Annotated in this window: 8 protein-coding genes; 1 reads left to right on the top strand and 7 read right to left on the bottom strand. The window is 68.2% G+C overall.

Going from position 1 to position 23,139, the window contains the following annotated elements:
• Nucleotides 1-28 precede the first annotated feature (28 nt).
• Genes AB0K03_RS20800 through AB0K03_RS20785 form a run of 4 tightly spaced genes read right to left on the bottom strand, consistent with a single transcriptional unit; the run spans nt 29 to nt 16,099 of the window.
• A complete protein-coding gene (locus AB0K03_RS20800) occupies nt 29-2,170 on the bottom strand; it encodes a UvrD-helicase domain-containing protein (protein WP_364687230.1) in 2,142 nt (713 codons plus the stop codon).
• On the bottom strand, nt 2,170-8,505 hold the full coding sequence (locus tag AB0K03_RS20795; protein WP_364687228.1) for a DEAD/DEAH box helicase: 6,336 nt from the start codon (nt 8,503-8,505) through the stop codon (nt 2,170-2,172). Before AB0K03_RS20795 ends, AB0K03_RS20800 begins: the two co-directional genes overlap by 1 nt.
• Nucleotides 8,502-13,196 (bottom strand): Eco57I restriction-modification methylase domain-containing protein, encoded by a 4,695-nt coding sequence (locus AB0K03_RS20790; RefSeq protein ID WP_364687226.1) that lies wholly within the window; start codon nt 13,194-13,196, stop codon nt 8,502-8,504. Before AB0K03_RS20790 ends, AB0K03_RS20795 begins: the two co-directional genes overlap by 4 nt.
• Nucleotides 13,193-16,099 (bottom strand): helicase-related protein, encoded by a 2,907-nt coding sequence (locus AB0K03_RS20785; protein ID WP_364687224.1) that lies wholly within the window; start codon nt 16,097-16,099, stop codon nt 13,193-13,195. Before AB0K03_RS20785 ends, AB0K03_RS20790 begins: the two co-directional genes overlap by 4 nt.
• A gap of 111 nt (nt 16,100-16,210) precedes the next feature.
• On the opposite strand from AB0K03_RS20785, the gene AB0K03_RS20780 reads away from it, so the two are divergent.
• Entirely contained in the window at nt 16,211-16,645 is a 435-nt protein-coding gene (locus AB0K03_RS20780; RefSeq protein WP_364687222.1) for a very short patch repair endonuclease, read from the top strand.
• Here AB0K03_RS20780 and AB0K03_RS20775 read toward each other — a convergent pair.
• From AB0K03_RS20775 to AB0K03_RS20765, 3 genes are read right to left on the bottom strand one after another with little or no spacing between them, the layout of a single operon-like run.
• Nucleotides 16,635-18,380 (bottom strand): hypothetical protein, encoded by a 1,746-nt coding sequence (locus tag AB0K03_RS20775; RefSeq protein ID WP_364687220.1) that lies wholly within the window; start codon nt 18,378-18,380, stop codon nt 16,635-16,637. The two genes, AB0K03_RS20780 and AB0K03_RS20775, sit on opposite strands and share 11 nt — an antisense overlap.
• An 11-nt stretch (nt 18,381-18,391) precedes the next feature.
• Entirely contained in the window at nt 18,392-21,457 is a 3,066-nt protein-coding gene (locus tag AB0K03_RS20770; RefSeq protein WP_364687218.1) for a helicase-related protein, read from the bottom strand.
• Nucleotides 21,457-23,079: a sigma-70 family RNA polymerase sigma factor gene (locus tag AB0K03_RS20765; protein ID WP_364687216.1), complete on the bottom strand. Its 1,623-nt coding sequence runs from the start codon at nt 23,077-23,079 to the stop codon at nt 21,457-21,459. The genes AB0K03_RS20770 and AB0K03_RS20765 overlap by 1 nt, the downstream gene beginning before the upstream one ends.
• Between the last annotated feature and the right edge of the window lie 60 nt (nt 23,080-23,139).

The raw sequence follows: 23,139 nt of genomic DNA, 5'->3' as shown, positions 1-23,139 counted from the left end.
CCCCGAGCCGAGCCTTCCGGCAGCAGCCTCAGCGGCGCTTCACGACCACGAGTGCGTCGCGAGCGCGAGTGGCCGCCACGTACCTCAAGGACCGGGCACGCAGTTCCGCGTCCGCTCGTTCGGAGGGGTCGAGCGATCCCAGGCGTTCCAGCTCGGCCGGAGACGGCTTACCCGTTTCGAGGACCACTTTGGAGAATTCGGTGCCTTTGGCGCGGTGCATGGTGAGTACCGGCACTCGGCCAGTCGGTGGTCGGTCTCGATCGACGGCGCGGGCGTCGATGCCGGCGTCGGTCAGGGCGGTCACGACGCGGTCGCGGTGGTATCGGTCGGGAACGAGGACGGCGATGTTCTCCAGGGGGTCACCTGCGTCGAGCCAGGCGCGGACGTGCCGCACGATGGCGGTCATCTCCTCCGGCAGCGACTCGACGACCTCGACCACGGGTGCTGGACCGGAGCGGGCAGAGCGGTATCCAGTGCTTTCCGGTTCGTCCTGGAGGTCGACGTAATCCGCGCCGTCCAGGATGCTCATCGCGTACCCCAGGTTCTGCGCCGTGGTGCGGTAGTTCAGTGTCAGCCGCTGGGATCGTCCGACGATCGCGACGCCGTACCGTCCGAGGACGACTCGGGTGCCGTAGATGCGCTGGTGGGAGTCCTCGGCGATAAACAAGTCGTCGGCGTGCTCACCGACCGTGGCGCGCAGCAGGAGCCAGTGCGCGGGCGAGAGGTCCTGCCCTTCGTCGACGAGCACGTGGTCGGCGGGGTGCTCGCCGCTTGCGGTCAGGTGTGCTGCCGCGACCGCGGCGGCCTCCGTGAAGTCGACGCTGCCCTCGGCGCGGCACCGTGCCCGGTACGCCTCGATGAGCGCCCACACGGCCCGGCGTTTGGCGCGATCCAGAGCGACACCTCGGCCGGGACGGCGTACCCGCAGGTAGGCAACCTCGTCATGCACTTTGTTGGGTAGGACGACGTGGGCGTACTCGGTGGCGAGGAACGTCTCGTTGGCGAGTTCGTGCGGCAGCATGGTGCCGGTCGATTCGACGACTTCCCGCCATCGGGTCGGTGCGGTGCGCGCCAGCGGCGTCGCTCGTTCCTCGCCCAGGACGTCGCGCATGGCGGCGGCGAGGCCGTGGCCGGCGTTGCGGAGCACCGCGGAGGCCAGCGCGTCCACGCCGTTCACGTACACGCCGGGTTGGCCCAGTGTCTTCGCCTGGGGGACTCGTGGGTCGAGGTGGGTGAGGCTGTCGCCCAACGCGTCGGCGAGGTTGGTGGTGAAGGTGGTGAGGATGATCCGGGCGTCGGGGTCGCGCCGGTTGAGGGCGCGGGCCCGGTGGACGAGGACGACGGTCTTGCCGGTGCCGGCTCCTCCCGAGAGCCGGAACGGACCGTTGTACGAACGGTCGACATAGCGGCGCTGTTCAGGGTGGAGGAAGATGCGCCAGGCGCCGAAGTCGCCGCCCTCGATGACCCGGCGCAGCTCCTCCTGGTCGTCGATGAACGCGTACTGCAGCGCGGCCGCCGGCCGTTTGAGGGACTGCAGCACGTCGGCGTCGTCGTTTCCGGAGGTGGACGCCTTCTCCAGCTGCATGCGCTGGACGATCGCGTCGATTCTGTCTCCAGCGGCGAGATCGACCAAGATCGTGCCGATCCAGCCCTCGTGATGCTGAGCGAGGTCGAGAATGGCGTCCTCGTCGGGCGCGGCGACGGCCCGGGTGACGACGTCTTCGGGAAGCCCGAGCCGTTCGACGAGGTCGACGCGGTCGTGGCCGAGGCGGACGAACAACGGCTCGACCGGTTTCGCCGGCGGTTCAGCGACCGGCGGTTCAGGCGTGGGTGCCGGGGCGGCCTCGATCTCTTCGATCTGAGGCAGGCCGTTGATGGGGTTGACTCTCAGGCGTACGCGTCGGGCGATGGCGATGGCGTCGTCGTGGGCCCAGATGCCGTGGATGACGTAGTGGGTTTCGCCGTCGCCGTCGAGGCGGAACATGACGGCCCGCCAGAACTCGTCGACCCGTCCGGTGCGTACTCGCGGGTCGGCGCTGTGCTGGATGGGTTCGATGTGCAGTCCGGGGGTCGAATCGTCGACGCCGAGCTTCTGCAGGAAGGTCATCGCCTTGCCGCGGACCGAGCCGTCGATCTTGCTGGCGAGCTTGCCCATGATGATGGTCGGCATCAGTGTCCTTCGTCCGGGTCGACGGCGGCGTGGGCCAGGGCGGCGACGACGTCGGCCGGCGTGGGCTCCGCCAGGCGCCAGCCGTGGCGGGCAAGATCGGTGCGGTCCTCCGGCGGCATGTGCGGGAAGGCGACGGCGACGCGCACCGTGGGCCAGCAGATGTCGATCGGGATGCCGTCGGGACCTTCCGCACCGACCGTCGGCGGTGCGACGTCGTGGTCGGCCAGGGCAGCGATCAGTTCCTTCTCGGCCTGGGAGAACGCGGCCTCGTACACGTCGGCCCAGGCGCCCAACGGCCGGCGCGGCTGGGCCGTGTCCGGCTTGCCGGCGATCGGTTCGACGAGGCTGGTCGTCGTCACCGCGGTCGGCCAGTCGCGGGGGCCGACCGCGTTCGCGAGCTGCAACCAGGCACGCCAGGAACCGGCGTGTTTCTCGTCGAGCACCTCGGAGCGGTCGTCGAGCACGATCGTGACCTCGACGACGGCAGTGGGCTTCATCTCGACGACGGCCGCGAGGGAACCGCTTCGATGCAGATGCACCCGACGCTCGCCGGTGGGCGATTCTTCACCGAGCAGCACGGCGCGACCTACCTGAGCCAGAGCGAGGTCCGGGGGAATCTGGACCGGCTGCGCGCCGGCGGACAGGAACATCGGCACGGCGCGGGCCACTGCCTGCACCGCGGCGGGGTTCGGGTCGACGACCCAGCCGACCAGCCAGTCGATCACGCCTCGGCCCACTGCCTTGTACGCCTCCGGCGGCGCCTGAAAGCTGGGCACGTTCATCAGGTTGCCGGCCAGGGCGGCGTTCCACCAGGACGGCGGGGTGTGCGTGCCGGTCTCAGCGGCGGCGATGTCGGCGCTGGTGAGCCCGATGACCACCAGGCCGAGGTCACGAAGATGCGCGCGTTTGGCGGCGTCGTCGGCGAGCCGGTTCACCGCGGCGGTGGCGTGGTAGGCCCGGCCGTCAGTGAAGATCGCGACGTCGGGCACGTTGGTGTCGTTGGCCTTGAGCAGGAAGTCCGGCCGCGAATCCGCCACGTTCGCCTGCGGGGTCAGCGTCCAGTGACGAGGCGTACCGGGCAGAGTGAACCGGGCGATGTTGCCGACCGGGGACGGTGTCTCGGTGACGGCTGCGCCGCACCGGCGCAGCCGGCCCAGGAACACCCGGTGGAAGGCACGCTCCAGATGGGACTCTGGTTCCTCGTGCGGGGCCACCTCGGTCACCGTCCAGGTCGTGTCCTCGGCCGTCTGGTCGTCGGGAGCCAGTCCGAGCAGGGTGCGCAGGTGCCGTTCGGCCGAGGCCCGCGAGACCCGGCGGATCACTCCCGGTGGCGTGAACGGTAGCAGGCAGCGATGGCAGGCGAGACGCTCCTCGAGGCGGCATTCGCAGTCCCGCACCCGGTCCCAGGCGAGGATCAGCAGCTCTCGAAGCTGGTCCGGATCGGCGATGCCGGCCAGGTAGCCGGTACCGCCGGGGACCGTGTCGTGCAGCAGAAGAGCGTCGTGGTTGTCGCGGCCGTCGGACAGCGTCGGGTCGACGACCTGCTCGACCCGGATGTGATCGGGATGGCCACCCATCTGCTCGCGCAGACCGAGCAAGAGCGCCGCGGACAGGCTCGGCATCGCGAAGTCGTCGCCGAGGCTGACGATGTGCGGCAGCCGGATCAGCAGGCCCTGGGTGCGCAGCGTCCGCGACAGGGCGACGGTGCTGGTTACTTCCTTCGGCGAGGTGCGGTGCGGGCACCACGGGCGATGCTCGTGGGGGCGGTTGCGGCCCGATTCGGTGTCCCGTTTCCCGCAGCCGGAGCAGACCCGGAACAGGGTGCCCTGCCGTTCGCCGCCCGCGATGGTCCGGGTCTGTCCGTGCCCCGACGGCCCCAGGTTGAGCCAGCGGATGTCGACCGAGCGCAGGTGGCTGCAACCCAACCCGACGCCTTCGGCGAACCAGCGTCGCGTCACGTTGTCCGGGTCGACGTCGACGGTGGGCACAATCTGGAACGCGACCCGGCCGCGTTCGTCGCGCCGGTCGGAGATGGCCACCTCGTCGCGGCGCAGCTCGGCCGAGACGCGGGTCAGCTCCACGACGTCCAGGCGTTGCCCGGTGTCGTGAATGCCGCGGCTCCCGCAGCGTGGGCAGGAGACCGGGACGACCTCGGTGCCGGTCGCCGCGAGGTCGGCGGCGTGTCCGCAGTCCGGGCAGAAGGCCCAGGTACGGATCGATGCGCCGTCCAGGCCGAGGTCCACGGCGTCGATCTCGATCTCCCAGCCACGGGCGTAGAACGTGGCGCCGGGGGCGAACTCGCGCAGTGCCTGGGCCGAGCCGCGCTGGAACTGTGCGCTGTCGTAGCGGTACTTGCCGTCGTCCGGGTCGATCCAGGACAGGCCGACGTCCAGGGTGACGGCGTCGTCGAGCAGCGTGTAGTTGGGCAGCAGCCCGTACTCCTCCAGGACACCGATCCAGTAGGTGCTCCGCAGATGGGCCAGCTGGCCGCTGGTCAACCTGCGGGTGGCCTGCGCCGACCGCAGCGCCTGCCGGTCGTCGTCGGTGACCGCCGGGGACTGTGCCCGCGCCTCCAGGTCGGGAAGCAGCGCCGTGATCGCGGCCTGGCGCTGCTCCAACACCGCCACGGTCTGCCGCCAACGATCGCTGGCCTCGCGGAGGTGCCGGGCGAAACCGCTGCTGCGGGGGCCGCCCTTCGGCATCAGCCAGTCCCGCAGCCCGTCCACGACCTCACCGGGGAGATCGTCGAACGTCGCGACGAAACGAGCCAGGTCCTGTTCCCAGAGCTGCTCGGCGCGCAGGGTGAGATCACCGAGGAAGGTGCCGGGCGCGCACGATCCGATCGCGCCGATGGCCTTCCTCGGATGCCGCCTGCGCGGCTCCCGAGCGAGGGCATCCATCAGGTACGCCGTGTACTGCCGCCGCAAGATCTCCTCGGCCGCCAGGTAGGTTGCCGGAGGCCGCACCTCGCCGTCGATCACGGACAGCGGGTCGCCGAGCTTCGGCAGGTGCTCACCGCGACCGGTGACGAAGGCCAGGTCGAACGCGTTGCCGGTGAGACGTCCGGCCCGGCCGACGCGCTGCAGGTAGGACGCCACGGTACGGGGCAGCGAGGCGAGGAACACCGCAGACAGGTCACCGATGTCGATGCCCATCTCCAGCGTCGGCGTGGCGACCAGCACGTTAGGCGCCTGCGGGCTGGTCGCCGCACCGCGGAAGCCGTCCTCGTACGCCAGCCGGGTTGTGTCGTCCAGCAGGCTGGTGTGTTCCCGCGCGACGACCCGGCGCATGTCCGGCGACGCGTAGAGCCGCCGGTAGAAGTTGTCCGCCAGCGGCTGAGGCTGTAGGCGCCCACGGCAGCGCACGTTCAGGCACGGCGCCCCCGCCAGCTGGGCCACGGTGGCGATCCCGCCGGGGGTGGCGCCACGGCAGGTGTCGCAGACCAGCAGGTGCCGCCCTGCGGCCAGATCGGCCTCGTCGGTGGGTGCCACCACCACCCCGGCGGCGGGCAGCGCGTAGACGGTGGCGCCGGACTGGCTGGTCGTCGTGGTCAGCACACCGTCTCGGGCGAGCCGATCGAGCAGCACCCGGGCGAGTCGGCCACCGTCGGGCGGCGAGACGTCGAGCACCCGCGACGTCCACCGCGCGTACCAGGACTGGGCGGAGGTCACCGGATCGAGGTGGGAGTAGTTCGTCGGCCCCGGCGTGCCGCCCACCTTCGGGTACGCCGGTCGCGGCCGGTCACGGGGGAAGGCCGGCATGCCGTCGCTGCGGGGCCGGCCTCCCCAGATCGACCAGTCGCGGCCGTCGTCGGTGCGATAGCGCTCGAACCAGGGGTGCTCGATCGCACCCTGTGCCCGCATCCGGTCCAGGACGCCGCGCACCCACTGCACCAGCCGGTCGTCGCCGACGCCGGAGGAGTCCAGATGCTCCTGCCACGAGGTGCCGTTCAAGGCAGAACGGGCTAGGCCGGCGATGCGGGCCGGCAGCCCCGCCTCCACCTCGACCGCGACGGAGCCGGTCAGTTCGAGCGTGCGACCGGTACGCGAGTTCAGGCCGAACTCCAGGGCGGCGTCGAGGGCGAGCCGTCGGCGCACCCGGGACTGCACCGACGTCTTGACGGCCCGCTGCCGCGCCGCCTGCCAGAACGGCGCAAAGGACTCCCGGTCGGCGCAGTCTGGCGCGAGGATCCGGTAGCGCCGCACCTGGTTGTCGGCGGCCAGCGCCAGCACCTCCTCGACCAGCCGGTCGAGCGTCAACGCCCCCTCGGCGACCGCCTCGTGCAGCACCGAACGCAGCGTCAGGGTGTGCGACCGGGCCTGCACGAAACCGGCCCGGTGCGCCGCGTCCTGCACCGAGTCTGTGAAGACCAGCGCCTTCTTCTCCTCGGCCGCCAGCCTCGGCGCCCCGAACAGGGTCGACAGCGACACCGACAGCAGGGTCGCGATGGCGCTGCCGAGGAACCGGATGCCGTCTTCCTGGCCGCACGACGGGCAGGTGTCCTTGCGGCTGAGATCGTCGGCGGCGGCCCCGACGTTGGTCAACACCGGCAGGATCCACCCGTCCCGAAGATCCTGATCGTCTTCGCCGACCGTGGACAGCAGCTCCCGACTGCGTACCGCGAACCACACCAGCCCTTCGTCCGGCGCCTCGTCGCCCGACCGCGCGGCGGCCTCGGCCGGCGCGTACAGCAACGGCCGGAACCGGCCCTCCCGGGCCGCGTGCTGCCGACGGATTCCCTCGTCGTCCGGGGCGAGGCTGTCACCCACCGGGGCGAGCCCGATACCCCAGCCGGAGCGCCCGCAATGTCGGCAGAAAATGGCCGGAAAGGATGGGCGCGCTTCTTCGGCCTCGTCACCGGCGACCGCCGGCCCGTCGTCACTCCACCGAAACCGGGCGGTCGCCGCCGCAGCCCGGTCGATGCGGGTCAATTCCCGCACCCACAGGTGCACGTCGACCGACATGGCGTCCCGGCCGACGACCTTGCGCACGTGCCCCAGCATCGCCAACACCTGCGACAGCAGCGCCTCGGCCTGCTCCGGCTCGGCCTGCGGCCCGAACACCCGCAGCGCCAGGTCGCTGATCGCGACGGCCTGGCCTGCCGTCCGCGCGAGATCGACCACGAGCGGGTGCGCCCGGCACAACGCCGACAACAGCTCCGGTGCCGCGCCGGCAAGCTTGTCGGTGGGCACCCCATAGAGCAAACCGAGGACGGCGTACGCGGTCTCCGCGCCGACCGCATCCAGACTCACCTCAGGCAGTGGCCGAAGCCCCGCGGCGCGCAACTCGTCGAGACTTTTCGCCGTGAACCCGGCTGCCGCCACCGTCTCGGCCGAACCTACCGTCCACTCGTCGAGGCGCAGCCGGGTCTCGGTGACAACCGACGTCGAGTCGAAACGCTCTCCGAAAACCGTCTGGGCGAAGCCCCGCATCACCGACGCGTCGCCCCTGTCGCCCAGCGTCGCGGAGGTCGCCACCGGCGTCATCAGCCCGAGCGGACGCGACCGGGCCGCCTCGTCGATCAGCGGATCGTCGTCACGCCAGTGACTCTTGAGCGCCAGCCCGAGCCGACGTAACAGCATCGCCACGTCGGTTCCCTGCGCCCCGTCGTACGTGTGGAACTCGTCCAACACCAGGTAGCGCAGGCTGGTCGCCGACTGCTGCCACAGCTCCTGATCCTCGGCCCGCAGCAGCAGTTGGTCGAGCATCTTGTAGTTCGTAAGCAGCAGATCCGGAGCGGTTTCCCGGATGACCGCGCGGTCGGTGATCAGGCCGTCCGGGGTGACCGTCGTGCGGGTCGGGCCCTCCTGACCGGTGTAGATCGCGGCCGTCACCCCAGCCAGCTCCGGATGGGTGGTGAGCATCCTGGTCAAACGCGCCGCCTGATCGTTGGCGAGCGCGTTCATCGGGTACAGGATCAACGCTTTCGTGCCGGCCACCCCGTCACGCCGGGCCCGGATGACGTGGTCCAAGATCGGATGTAGGAACGCCTCGGTCTTGCCCGAACCCGTGCCGGTGGTGACCAACGTCGGCAGCGGCCGTCGTGGCTGACCGTCCACCGCCGACGCCAGCCGGGCGAACGCGGCCGCCTGGTGACCGTAGGGCGGAAATCCCTCGTACCACTCGAGGCTTTCTCGCCACCCCTCCTCGGCGGGCCGGAACGGCAGGCGCAAGCGCACGTACGGGCCCTTGAACATGCCCGTGACCGGGTCGGAGAGGAAGCGGTCCAGGCCGTCCCGCGCGTCCCCGTCGGTCAGCCCGAAGGTTGTGGTCAGATAGTCGACCAAACCCTGCCGAACCCGGGCCGCCTGAAAGGTGGGGAGCAGCTCGGTCACGACCGCTCCCGCAGCCGCTCTTCGAAGACCGCATACGCCTGCCGCATGTCCGCCTCCCGATCCAGGGTGACGAACGGCAGCTCGTAGGTGTAGGTGTATCCGGCCTGGTTGGTCGCCGTGCGCTCCTCCACGGTGATCCGTTCACCCTTCTTCCGCCACACCGCGAGCACTGAGTTCGGCACAAGCCGACCGTTGGCGTCGTAGAAATAGACGGTCCGGTCGTAACCGCGAAGCACGGCGAACTGGGTGCGATAGATCGAGCACAGTTCATCAGCAGTCAGACCTAGCATCAGCGCGACCAACGCATCGGTCTCCATGAGGGCCTGGCGTCTGTCCGCAGCAATTCGAAGCGGCGTGCCGGAAGTCCATTTTCGGCCGACACGCCCGAACGAGCCACGCCGTCGGTGCGAAAACCCGCCAGCCCACGCGTCATCGCCGAAGTCCTCCTGGTAGCAATGCTGCCAAAGGTCGGCGTATACGGCGGTGACACAGTTGAGGCGCAGTGTCCGATGAAGCAAAAGGCCGACTAGCTTATGCTGCTTCGCAATTGGTAGCCGCCGTATCGTTCCCGATCTGACAGTAGATTTTGGTGAAATGCGCACCACCATGTCCAAGACGAGAGAGCCTAAAAACCCAGCGGCGATCATCTGCGCCTTCCCGTCCTGAGGGGATGCCGCTGACATGATTCCGTCCGTATGAGCGGCTCCAGGAGGGAGGATGGCCGGAATCAGCGTGCGTTCGCCCTGATTGGCGGCCATGTAGCGCCAGGCGATGCGGTAGTGGTCGCGGGCGGGGTCGGGGTGCTCCTCGTCGCCCCAGTCGGTGTAGGCGCAGTCGTAGTCGTAGCGGTCGCCGATAGGCTGGTAGGCGGTGGCCGGGATCGCGTCGGCCGGCAACTGCTCGAAGTCCGTCGCCGACCAGTCCTGGTTGTTGCGCATGGTCGGGTTCGGCGTTTTGTAGAGCGGTGTCGCCACGAACAGGTGCGGCCCTTGCAGGATCACGTCGTCCCACGAGGTCGGCACCGCCCACTCCGACTCGAAGTAGCCCTTAGTTCGATCATTCTTCTCGTGCCATCCAGCGGAGAAGCGCAGCCCCAGTTCACCCATGCGTGGTGCGCGTGACAGCTTTTCCAACACGGCGGCGCTGGAGCGATTTACCGCATACACCATCCGGGTCTGCCGGATCGGCACCTCGTCGTTCTCCATCGTGGCGTGCCAGGCGCGCAGCGTCTCGTCGGTGACCCTCGTGATCCGCGACCCGTGCGGGCGCACATCCCAGTTCCCGTCGTCGTCCTTGAGGCCAGGCTCCGGCCCTGAGGCATCGTGGGCAAGGGAACGCACCGCGGTGTCAGGGTGGTAGAGCCAGCATGCCTGTATGAACGCCGGAGCCGGCTGCCGATATCCCTGCACTGTGATGCCGTAATGAACGAGATGGTGAATGTCAAAGAGGCTGAGCTCATTCACAAAATGCCAGTGGCGGCGGAGTCGAAGGTACGCTTCGGAGCGGAGTAGGGCCGCTTTCTCGTCGGTAAAATGCGAGTTCAGGTGAATCATGCCGATCTTGCCGCGGTTCGACCCGTGCCGCCACATCACCTCCATGAAGCAGCGGTACAGGTCCGGTTGCAGTCCGACAAGGTGCGGATATTGCGGGGGCGCTCCGACGAACGCTGCCGTCGCCAGCACGTCTGCCGTGCCGTCGGTGACGAACTCGGTCATGCCGGGCAGCGCGAGAGTGGCGGTGCGCTTTGCGGCGACCTGCGCCTGTGTCGGCTTGTGGGCGAGCTGCCACCACGGATCGCCCTCGGCCAGCAGGGCATCGACGTCGGAACGCGGTCGCACCCACGGCGGGTTGCCGACCTGTAGGTCGAAGCCGCCGCGGGCGAAGACCGTGGCGAAGTCGAGGTTCCAGTGGAAGAAGCCCTGTCGTTGGGCGATTCGCTCGCAGACCACCAGCCACGGGTGTTTCTGGAGCACCTCGTCGATGGCTTCCGCGCTGGCGAAGCCGATCTCCAGGCGTTCGGCCTCGTCGAGCTCCTCCCAGCTCATTCCCGCGCCGAACCGCAGCTCGACCGGCTTGCGCTTGAGCACGTCCGGGTTGCGGCCCAGCAGCGCCTGCAGGCCCTCGATCCACTGAGCGGTCGTCGGGGGCGCGACCACCTCGTCGTTCACGGTGGCGATGGTATCGGTGAGCGGCCAGAACCAGAGCGCGGTCCAGGCGTCCATGGCCCTTCTCAACCGCCGGTAGGCGCCTTCCTCGTCGGCCAGCGCCGCCTCGATCTGCTCGCGCTGCACCGCCCCGCCGGCCGGCAGGTCGCCCGCGCCCCAGACCGGGATCGAGCGGCGGATCTCCTGCTCGGCGATGCTCAGCCGTCGGTAGGCGATCTGCCACAGCGTCTCGACCCGGTGCGCGAGTTCCGCGTACGCGTCGACCTGGGTTTTGGTGGGCTTGTTCTTGGTCTTGCCCCGCCATTCCTTGAGTTTCGCGACGTTCTTGTCTGGGGCGAGCTTGACGGCTTCCTTCGCGTCGGCGGCCGAGCCCCAGCCGTCGGCCGGCAGCAGGAAATGGTGGATGCCGTCGGTGGCGACGCGACCGTCCTGGATGTCGGTCACCAGGGACGTCAGCGGCACCTCGGTCGGCACGGCGCCCAGCCACGACTTGTCGGCGACCTGGCTGCGGCGATAGATGGCGCGGCGGGCGCCGATCAGCGAGTTGCCGCGGCGCAGGTGCAGGCCGAACCAGGGTGCCGACAGGCCCTCTACCATGGTGTCCAGCCACAGCGTGATCTCGGCGAACTCGACTGCCATGTCGTTGAGGTCGACGCCGTAGACGTTGTGCAGGGCCAGGTATGCCTTGACCTGCTGGAGGCGCTTCGGATAGTCGTCCGGGTCGATGCGCTGGTCGAGTTCCTTCTGGCGGCGTTTGAGGTAGTGGTCGGCAAGCTGCCGGACCGCTTCGATGGCGAACGCGCCCGACCCCAACGCCGGCTCGCAGATCGTCATCTGCAAGATCTGCTCGGCGGTCGTTTCCTCGGTGAGCAGTTCCTCCAGCGCCTGGCCGACGGTGAAGCGGGTGAGCACCTCAGGGGTGTAGTACGAGGCCGACTGCTGGCGTTCCCGCCCGGCGAGGCGGAACACGAACGACCCCTGCTCGTGCACCACGGGCCGCGCCTCCCCGTTTCCGGGGTCGATGGTCTTGACGAAGTCGGCAGCGTCGATGTGGTCGGCGCGGCCGTCGGGAACGAGCCAAGACCCCTTCGAGCTGTCACCGTTCTTGGCCACCTCGAACATTCGCTCGTCAGCGAAGAAGCCGGTGTAGGACATGAGGCCCTCGTAGACCGCGCCGAGCTGGTTGATGCCCAGTTCGGCGTACGAGATGAAGCCCCGGTCCCGGCCGCGCTGCTCCTTGCTGAGCAATAGATGCGTTAGCACCTGCTGGACGGCGGCGTTGCCGAGGCCGACCTCGTCGATGTGCGCCGTCGCCGCGGGCCGGAACAGGTCGGCGCGCAAGGGGTTGAACGTCAAGCTCGAAGCGCTTGCGGCCTCGTCGTCGCCGACTGGGTCGGTGCCCTTGTCGACCAGGCGGAACAGGACGCCCAGCGACTCGTAAAGGTGAGTGCCGGCCCGGGCCCGGGGGGTGGCAAGCTCGACCTGCACTAGCTCACGGAGGCGGTCCAGGCTGTAGCCCTGGTCGTACTCGGGGGCACCGACCGGCAGCACGCCCAGCTCAGGCGATGCCTCGGCGTACAGCAAGAAAAGGATCCGGTAGAGGAACCGCAGCGATTGCCGGGCCAGTGGCTGCGCCTCGGCCTTTGGCAGCGGCGGCAACCCTCGGGCACGGCGGCGAGCTACGACTTCGTTGGCGACGATCTCGATCGAGAGGCGTACGCGGTCGCGCAGGTCCTGGGAAACGCCGACGGTGTGCTTGACCGACGCCTCCAGCACGCCGTGCCACCACAGCTTGCCGTCGGCGTCCGGTGCGATCGAGTCGGCGGACAGGCAGGCCAGCGCCCGGTCGATCTCGCCACCCTTCTTCGTGTCGTTGCGCTCGCAGACCAGCTGCACGTCGACGGCGAGGTAGCGGCCCTCAGCCCAGCGTTCACGTTCGGCGAGCAGCGCCCACCGGCCGGCCAGCACCAGCGCCAGGTCCGGGGCATCGTCGGCGACGAAGAGGGCGGACAGCAGCCGGGCGACGCTCTTGATCTCCTCGCCGTCGTCGGTCAGCTGAACGGGTTCGGCGAGCGTCACCGTGTCCCGGGTGAGCAACTCCTCCACGGCGGCCACCGGGAGTCCGGCTATCACGACCAGCGGTGGGTGCCCCGAGACGCCCATCGTGGAGACCCGGGTGATCGGCCCGGTCTGGGCGGTGACCAGGCTGGGCGCATCGAGGCCGATGACGGTGCGCATCGTGGTGGCCACGCGGGCGGGCACGCCGTGGGCTGCTCGGCTGTCAGGCTGGTCGGTGGCGGCGGCCGGGTCGAGCAGCTCGGTCAGGGTGGCCAGGTCGGTTTCCAGCTCTTGTCGAGCAGTGATGAACCGGGATCGTGGCGTCGAGCGCTTCGCCGCGTCCTCGGCATCCCATGCTGCGCGGCGTTCCAAGACCTTGGCGCGGAACGACTCCTTGGTGGCCTCGGTGGTGAAGTAGTGCTCCGAGATCCAGCCCTCGCCGACGAGGATCGCGTCCGACCCGCTCACTCGCTTGTACCTTTCGTGTCGGGCACGACCAGCAGCAGCGGACGCACCAACTGCCGGGCCGGAGTCATCATGTCGGCCAATTCGCGTTCCTCGTCAATTCGTGCCCGGCTGGCCTGTACGTCGCTGCGCCGGAGCAGGACATCCGGTGCTTCGTGGTCCCACGCATCGAGCTTGCGGCGCCATTTCTCGACGCGTTGCTCGGCGTCGCGGCTGGCCGCCTCGAAGACGTTCTTCTCCAGGTAGGCCGCGGCCTCGCGGACGGCGGGTGCGATCAAGGGCTGAAGGGTGTCGGTCCAGGGCAGGGCGCCCGGGTTGGCGCGGGGATCGGCCCAACCGAGATCCCGCAGCGCGCCGCGCGCCGAGCCCTGCGGCGTCACCAGGACGAACGACGGATCGTCCGAGACGGGGAACTGGGCCGTCAGCCAGGCCGTGGAGACCACCTGTCCCCGCTTGTTGGTGAGCGTGCCGAGCAGCAGCACCGTCGGGGCGTCGACCGCACCGCGCACGGCGAACACCTCGTTACGCCCCAGGGCGGCCAGGGCCCGGTCGGCGGCCCAGTCGAGAACGGGGTGCAGTGGGCTCAGGTAATGAGCGTCCGGCCACGTCGTACCGCTACGGTCGCGCAGGGCGGCCGCGAGTCGCTCCTTGCCGCGGGCCGTGGTCGTGGCGAGTACCAGGCGTTCGGTCACCCTGCGCTCGGCGAGGTAGCTCTGCGGCAACACGTCGAGGCGTTGCACCAGATCGGGCGGCGGGGTCAGCTCGACGGTGCCGAATGCCTCGTCCCGGCGCCAGCCGACGCCGCCGCGTACGGGCGATGCCGTCGGATCGATGAACGCCTCCCGCAGGGCCTCCTCCAGGTAAGACACCTCGTCGTCGTAGAGGCCCGTGTCCACGCCCGCGGCATCTTCCGCGACCACAGTGGTTGCCGGCTCCGCGACTGGCCTGTCCGGAGCGTCGAACAGCTGCGCGAACAAGGCCGAGAGGTCGTTTCCAGCAGCGACCTCGGAGACCGGTCGGACGACGTCGTCGAGCTGCTTGGTGCCGGCGAGCACCGAACGGATCTCGTCCTCCTCTCCCTTGACGTCGTACTGACCCATCAAGGAGGCGACATCGCCCAGCGCGGTATGGGCCTCGTCCTCCTTCTCGATCAGCTTGGCGAGCACGCGTACGTCACCGGAGAATTTCTCGCTGGCCGGGTCGAGCAGTAGGGCGGTAACACGGGGTGGGTGCTTCTGGCCGTAGCGGTCGATGCGGCCGTTGCGCTGCTCGATGCGGATCAGGCTCCACGGGATGTCGTAGTGGATCAGCTCGTGGCATTGGGCGTGCAGGTTGACGCCTTCGGAGGCGACGTCGCCGGTCACCAGCACGCGTACGGTGGCCTGCTCCTGCTTGAAGCGCTCGACGACCTCCTGCTGTTCCTGGTCGGTGAGGCCGCCGTGCATAAGCTCGACGGCACCCGCCGGGAGGCCGAGGGCCTTCGGCAGGCTGCGGTGCAGCCAGCGCAGCGTTTCCAGGCGCTCGGCGAAGACCACCGCGCGGGTGGGTGAATACGGGCCGACGCCGATCTCCTTCAAGTACGACACAAGGCGCGTGTACTTGGCCGACGGTTCGCTGAGGGTCCGCTCGTTGAGGTGGAGAAGGTGACGAAGCGCTCGCAGTTCGACCTCTGCCCGGTCGGGTGACACCTTCCTGTCACTACGGACTCGATCGATTCGGCCCTCGATGGTCTCCTTCAGCGCCGCCGGTGAGGAGAGGAACGCCTTCGCCAGCGTCCAGGGGAAGAACGTCCCTCGTGCTCCCGAGTACGGGCTGCCGCCTTCGCCGGGCCACAGCCAGGTCTGTTCAAGCTCGTCGGCGACGGCGTTCTCCGCCGGGGTGGCCGGCACGAGGACGTTGTTCGGCTCCTGGCGCTCGGCCCAGTCGGCGCCGACCACGTTGGCGACCTCGGGGCTGTGCCGGTGGCGCCGGACGACGAGCCGGCGCACCTCGTCACGGTTCAGCTCGCCACTGGGTGGCACGGCCGAGGGGTCGAGGAGGCGCACCAGCTCGGCGAACGATTCCGCCTTGCCGTTGTGCGGGGTGGCTGAGGCCAGGATCAGGGCTTCGGCATTGCGGGCCAGCAGGCGGGCGAGGCGATTGTTGAGGGTGGCGGCGTTCGACAGGTTGTGAGACTCGTCGATGACCACCGCGTCCCACCGCTGCTTGCGCAGGCTGGCCACGTATCGGTCGGACTTGAGCGTGTCGATCGAGATGATCGCGCGGCGATAGTAGGTGAACGGGTTGCGAGTCGCCGGCAACTTCTGGCGTACCCGTTGGATGCCGGCGGTGTCGAGCCGGACGAACGGCAACGCGAAGCGAGTCCACAGCTCGTGCTGCATCTGTTCGAGCACGTGCCGGGGAGTCACGACCAGGATGCGGTCACCCCGGCCGCGACGGACCAGCTCGGAGAGGATCATGCCGATTTCGAGGGTCTTGCCGAGGCCGACCGCGTCGGCGAGCAGGATCCGTGGCCGCAGGTTGGCGGGGTCGAGCGCCTTGCGGACGGCCGACTGCTGGTAGCTCAGGGCGTCCGCGAGGCCGCGAGTGGCCACCGACAGCGACTGGTCGGCGAGCGGAACGGCTGTCTTGCGGATCGTCGACTCCAGCCATAGCCGGGCCGTACGGTAGCGCGGGCTGTCGTCGGCGACGACCCTCGCGTCCGCCGGCTCCAGTGGAGTGATCGCGTCGAGGCTCGTATAGAACGAGGCGGTCGTGTCGCGGACCAGCTCGCCGAGGCCCTGCACATGCACGAGAGTGCCGTCGGGGGTTTCTTCGGTCGCGCGGACGAGCCACTCTTCGTCACGGATCTCGACTACCGCGCCGGGGGCGAGCGAGCGGCGGACGTCGGGCTTCGTTGCCGTCAAAGCACAGATCTCCACTTTTCAGACGAAAGGAACACTCGGCTACAAGTCGGCTTCTGCACGGAAGCCTAACTGGAGACGAGCCGACCGGATCCCACCGGATAGGTTGGAGCGATGGGCCGAAAGTCCACCGTCCCGGCGCCGCTGGACGCCGCCACGTCGGCCCGCCTGGCCCGGCAGGCGCGGGCGGCCACCAAACCGGAGCTGGCGCTGCGCCGTGAACTACATCGCCGCGGGCTGCGGTTCCGGGTGAACCATCCGGCACTGCCGGGGCGACCGGACATCGCGTTCACCCGGGTGAAGATCGCCGTCTTCGTCGACGGTTGCTTCTGGCACAGCTGCCCGATGCACGGTACGTTGCCGCGCAACAACCGCGACTGGTGGCAAGCGAAGCTCGACCGCAACGTCGCCCGGGACCGCGCCAAGGACTCCGCGCTCGACGATCTCGGCTGGACGGTCCTGCACGTCTGGGAGCACGAGGCGGCGCCGGCCGCGGCCGACCGAGTCGAACAGGCATGGCGGGAGCGCACGTGCGGGATCATGCCGTGAGTCGCTTGCGCAGGTAGCCGTCCCGGCCGAAGAGCGCACCCCGATCCAGGAACCGGTTGAAGAACCGGCACGATGGCTCACCGAGGTGCACGCAGGCACTGCACGCACCACTGCCCATGCTGCAGCCGGGATCGAGCGGGCAGCGGTGCTCGGCGTCGACGAAAGCGGTCAGCAGGTCGTCGAGATTGGACTCGAAGACCGCCTGCATGCCGCCGAGGACAAAGTCGCCGCGGGCCGCGGCGTAGACGAAGAAGCCGAGGTGGCCAGGCACCAGGTACTCGCTGAGAGCGTCTCGCTCGATACCGGAGAAGACCGCCGTCTGCCGGATGAACCGGTGCGCGTACGTGTGGATCAGCTTGAGGATGTCGGTGCCCGCCGACTCCACCGTGGGATCGTCGCGCTTGGTGGGGATCACGGCGGACTCCAGGATGGCGACTCGAGCGGCGAACGGGTCGGTCGACTCAGGGGTCCAGCCGGACAGCCGATGGCCGCGGACGGTCAACCACTTCGCCACACGCACCGGGTCGAGGCGGATCAGGAAGGCCTCGGTCTCCGCCAGGTTGCCGTAAAGGCGGTAACCACCCCGCTTGCGGCGGAACGGCACCAGCCGGCACTTCGACGGGTCGTCCTCGCCACGGGTGTAGCCGTACATCGCGTTGAGCACGGGGAACCTGTCGACCAGGTCGAGCCCGTCGATGCCGGCCCGGTCCAGGGCCAGCGGATACTTGTCCCGATAGCGCACTCCGAGAGCACCGTCAGGGTCGGGAGCGTGCAGCTCGGTCGTCGGTGTCCGACTCTCGGCCAGGGCCATGGCGATGTCCACAGCCTCGCGCTCGGCCTCGTCCCGGCGATGCGGCGCCAACTGATCGATCGGATGATCGCCGGTGCCCGCGAGTTGGCCGCCCTTCTCCGCCATGTCCGCCATGGACTCCGCGAAATCGGATGCCATCCCGTTGGAGATCATCTGTTTGATGAATTCCTGGCGCGTCGGTTTTGCCGTGAGGTCAGCCGGCTTCGCCGCCGTCAACCCTTCGACGACCCAGATGAGCGCCTTCCGGGGACCGCCGGCAAGCTTGAGGTTTTCGCGGTGCTCCGGACGCGGCGGGTTGATCAGCACCATGCCGCGCGGGACGTAGACCATGCGGGCCTTGTGGACGTTCCAACGCACGAGCCCGTCCCCGCATGCGCACTTTCTGCCGTAGCCGAGCCCGCCGGACATCGTCGCCTTTTGACAGGTTGGGCAGACGAAGCGGATGTCAGACGCCTTCGCGCTCTTGGGAATGACCACCTGCACGTCGTCGTGGTCCGGACAGCGCCGGATCCATGGCTCGACGATGGCACCGCATTCGTGCACGCCGACGAAGTGCAGCTGTCCCCAAGAGCGTTTCCCGCAGATGCAACGCACCTCGTCGGACTTGCCGATGCGTTTGCACACCCGGCACAACCACACTCGCGGATACCGCTCGACCGTGACACCCCGTCGGTCGTCGAGTTCGACGACCTCGATCGGCGCTTTGCGCAGCAGTTCCGCGGCCATGCCGCTGTCCTTGTCGTTGGCCGTCCAGGCTCCGATCTCGGCCAACAGGCTCCATCGCACAAGGTCGGAGTCGACTTCGATCGGCATGGGTGCCGACCACTCATCCACCCGGTAGATGCCGCCCCGGAGGTCGACCGTCTGTGACGGAAGGAAGGTCCGCAGGATCTGACTACCGCTGCGGGAACCCAAAATCGTCATGTCGTCCGCCTTCAGTCGTGGATCGGAGCTTGAGCCTCGACGTCGCGAAGGCTTCTCATGGGGGACGGATCGCCAAGATCGTTGATGTACTTGGCGGTGCTCGCCGTGTCCTCCAGATCGGCGAACCAATCGCGGACCCATTCCATGATCTGTTCCTGGTGCAACGCGTCCTCGGCACCGTCGAGTCCGAGAACGGAGGCCACCGTTGCGGCTTCCTCCGCGGGAGTCAGCCCTGTGTCCCGGACGTACTGGCGGAGCATCGCGGGCGTACTCAACCGCTGTTTGCTGGCCGGCTCACGAATCATGAGGGTCCGGGCCGCGACCACGCCGGGAATGGTGAGTGCGAGGACGCGCCGGCTGCGGCGGGTGATCGGAATAGCGTCGACGAACCTGTCGCCCTGGCTCACGTACTTGTCGAAGTGCCGGAAGGTCTGGGCGTCGCGTTCCCGGCCGATCTTGTGTAGGACGTACACCAGTCCGGGATACCGGCGGCCCACCCGGGCGGTGGTCTGGATGAATTCCGCCGTCGTCAGCGGCAAGCCCAGCATGACCATCGTGTTGAGCCGGTCGACGTCCACGCCGTGCGACAGCATCGAACTGGCAGCGATGACGTGGATCCGGTCCTCGAATTTTTCCTCCGGCTTCTCCAGTCGCTCGAGGATGTCACGCACCTCGTCGAAGTCGGTCTGGCCGGTGAGCTGCTCGACGTTTATGCCGTCGACGGTGTTGTTGCTGGCGAGGCTTCGCCCCGCGGCCTCCACGTCGTAGAGCGTCGAGCCGTAGACCACGTCCGTTCCGTAGAGGCTGACGAGGCCTTTCACATGGGCGCGGTCGATGCCGGCATCCGCGCACACGGTTGCCGGATAGTCCTTCAACTCTCGTATGCAACTCTGCAGAGCATCCAAAGTTCGGTCGCTGACATGCTCCAGCGTCACCCCTCGCGGTGCGACCGCAACGAAGCGTCGAAGCTTTTGGGCCTTGCGTACGGTCCAGAATGATTCGCCCGCGTGCGGACCGGGTTGCGGGAAGACCCGGCCTTCGCGCCGATAGAGGACCTCAGTCTGGCGGTCGTATCCGGTGAGGGTCGCACTACTGGCGACGATTTTGGCTCGGGTGCCGCATAGTCTGTCCTGCAGGTGATCCAAAAGGCTCTCGTAGTGCGAGTCGACCGCCCCGAGGCTGTCGCGCAGGAGATGAAGCTCGTCTTGAAGCCGCAACGAGGGCCCGAAACGGTCCTCAGGCATGGGAAGTGGTTTCAGCGTTCCCTGACAACCAGGCACCAGGCAGCCATTGGGCGTGGCGCGTCGCGTGGCGTAGGTGAATCCGTGCCATTCGACGGAGCAGAGCTTCTGCGGCGGCCCGACCAGGCCGCGCATCGCTTGCTGCAAGCTGATCGATGCCGCCTTGTCCAGCGTTCCGACGACGACCGTCGGGAGAAAGCGAAAGACCTCTTGGTCGACGATGTACATAGGCAGCGCCCGTTGGCCCCAAGGGCACTGCGGATTCATGCAGTGGTGCTCCAGCTTCCATCGCTGGCGATCGAACTTCATTGTCAAATTTTCGTCCCGACAGAACGGGCAGTGCAGCAACACCCGGTATTTGTCGGGCATGCCGCTGCTGTCGGGTCCGATCTCGTCGCCTTCCGGTTTGGGAACGATTTTGTTGGGCGTGCCGGCCTGGCCCACGAGAAAGCCGAGGCTGAAAGGGCTGGTGCGTTTCAGGTCATTCTGGTCCCAGCGGACCATCTCCGCTCCGGCGAGCGCGTCGGCGAAGCGCTGAGTCTGCTGCAGGCTGAGCAGCCGCAGGGGGAACCTCGACCACGCGGTCACGCCCATGCGTTTGCCGGTGAGCCGGTCGAAGAAGGCCGCCGTGAGCAGCAGACCGAGGTACGTCTCGGTCTTGCCGCCGCCAGTGGCGAACCACACGGTGTCGACGTATTTGGCCTCGGCGCCCGGTTCGGCGAGGAACCGGATGGCGGAGAGCAGGAAGCCGACTTGGAACGGGCGCCAGGCGCGGTAGCCGCGGCCCTCTGCGCTAAGCGCTATGGCCTGGTTCATGAGCTGGAACGATCGCAGGATCTCCGGGCGGGTCCGCAGCAGCTCCAGGCCGGCAAGTAGGCGATCACGCTCGGCGAAGATCTCCGCCGCGGATTTGTCCGCCTCGGCGCGCATCGCCGACGTCCAGTTCTCGGTCGCGTGCCGCGTGTCCAGCGCGGTCGTCGACCAGTGTTCGTCGTCGTATTCGGTGAGCGCGTCTACGAGGGCGGTCAGTTCGGGGATCGGATCGGCAGCAAGCGCGGCGAACGACATATCCGGCTCGGAACGCCTGCTGTTCCAGTAGTCAGGCCGATGGGTCTGCACGCTGACGGTGTCGGATGTACGGAAGATTCCAGGAGCCAGCACATCGACCCCGACATTGATGCCGTAGGCCGGCACGTTCCGGTCGTAGCGGAAGCTGTCCGGCAGAGCCTCCAACTGGAAGGGGACGGTCAGGACGCCGGTTACTTCCAGCTGAGTTTCGTAAAGGTGGGAGTCGGACAGCCCTGGCGCCTTGATCGGACTGGTGTTGACCAGTTGCACTACCAGCTCTGGCTCCCTGTGCCAGTCCTCGACGTCAACACGGATTTCGGCCGTCAAGCCCGGCGCACCCACCGCGGCGAAGGCGTCCTGGAGCAGTTTGCCGCCGAAGAATCCCCCGTCGGCACCCACCACGACGGGAATCTCTTCCTCGACCAGGCCTGTACGCCACCAGCGCCGATCCGGATCGGGGCTGCCTTCTTTGGGGTCCTTCACCCAAGCCCGGGCTCGTACCGTCACTGTCATCGACCACGGCGCCCCCTCGGCGGGGCGCAGCCGGATGCCGATCGCGCACGGGTCCAGCCTTTCCGACCGCTCGTCGTTCGCGCCCGTGCGGACCTCGTCCTCGCAGGCGAGTCGACCGAGCCAGAACGTCCGCGACGGGTCCACCTCCAGGCGCTCCAGACCGTCGCCGCGCCCCGCTGCGACCACACGGCTGTCCAGCCAGGTGACGAATTTGTCGCACGCCTCTTCGAACGGCTGACCGCTGCTGTCATTCATTACGCTTCCCCTTCGGCGGAGCTTCCCGTACGGGCCTCCATAGGTTCGTCGATCACGTACGCACGCAGGGCTGCGGCGCCTTCGTGCTCGCGGAGCGTCTTCATGGCCTTCACCTGGATCTGCCGGATCCGTTCGCGGGTGACGCCGTAATGGGCGCCGATCTCGTCCAGGGTCTCCTCCTCACCCGTGCCGAGACCGAACCGGCGCTCGATCACGCACGCCGCACGCTCGGGCAGCAGCTCTCGGAGGGTGCGCTCGATGTCGGCGTGGAGCATGGCGTGCCCGACGATCTCCGCCGGGTCGGTGCGTCCGTCCCGTTCATGCTCGTGGACGAGGACGTCCGACAGCCGAAGATCACCCTCGTCCCCGAGGAGCATGTCGATGCTGAGCATCGGCCGCATGTAGTCCAGCATCGCCTGTACCTTGCCGGGCTCCATGTCAGTCGCTTCCGCGATTTCCATCAGGGTCGGCTCCCGGTCTAGCCGGGCGGTGAGCTTGCGAACCGCCTTGCGAACCCGCTGGATCTGCTCGTGGACGTGGACCGGAATGCGGATCGTGCGGCCGTTGTCAGCTACACCTCGCTCGATGCGCTGCCTGATCCACCAGGTCGCATAGGTGGAAAACTTGTAGCCCTTAGACCCGTCGAAGAGATGGGCGGCATGCATCAAGCCCATGTTGCCGTCCTGGATTCGATCGGCGAACTCGACGCTGCTCTGTTGGAAATGCCGAGCTTTGGCTATCGACACCACGAGTCGCAGGTTCGCGGACACCAAGGCGGTATACGCGGCGTTTCCCTCATCGATGCGGTCGCGCAGGCAACGCCGATCCTTGCGCGAGAGTTCGTTCCCGTTGGTGTCGAGCGTGTGTTGTGCCGCCTCGCCCTGCTTCATCAACGACCAGAGCTCAACCTCGCGAGCGGCGTCGATCAGCGGATACCGGCCGATGTCGCGCAGGTAATGATGGACGGTGTCCTCGTGCAGCTCGTGGCGCGTGGTGGTGGACCGCACCGGGCCGGCTTCGGTGAAGGAGGGCAGATCGACGCCGGCGTCCTCCAACAGGGTCAACAGTTCACCATGCTGGGTGGCGGAAAGACCCCTCCGTGTCACCAACAGCGCGACCTCGGCGCGCGTCAGCCGCCCGCCGGTACGAGTCCAGTCACCGAGCAGATCATCGAGCGCCTTGCCCACTACACCGTCCGACACTCGCGAAGCGGGCGCCGGCTCCGGGTCGGCACCGAACATCCAGTCGAGGCCGTCGTCCGAAAACTCCTCGTCTCGTACGTCATCGTCGTCTCGTCCGCTGCCTCCTGTGACCTCAGCGGGACTAGCTTGCGGCACGACGCTCGCCGCCGCCGCCGCGGGGGCGACCGCGTCCAAGTGGACGACAGGCCGGACGGGTGACCGATCGGGCGGTGCCGTCGTATAGCTCATGGGCCGCTGGGCCAGCATCGCCAGCAGGGCGTCCACGTCGCGGTGGGTGAGGCCGTGCCGGGCCACGAAGTCAGCCACCAGCGACTGCGCGCGACGCCCCTCGTCACGATCGAGAATTGCCCGCAGTTCGTCGACCAGAGCTGCAGAAACCCTCGAGAGTGGTGATGCCGAAGCCTTCATGGCTGCCGTCATGTCTTCCCTCCCCATCCGTGGGGAACCGAGCGTAAAGCTGAGGTACGACAAAAACGGATG

The organism is Actinoplanes sp. NPDC049316, assembly GCF_040677315.1.
Classification (GTDB): Bacteria; Actinomycetota; Actinomycetes; order Mycobacteriales; family Micromonosporaceae; genus Actinoplanes.
The sequence above is the reverse complement of the archived record's forward strand: the minus strand, read 5'-3'. Positions and strand labels throughout refer to the sequence as shown.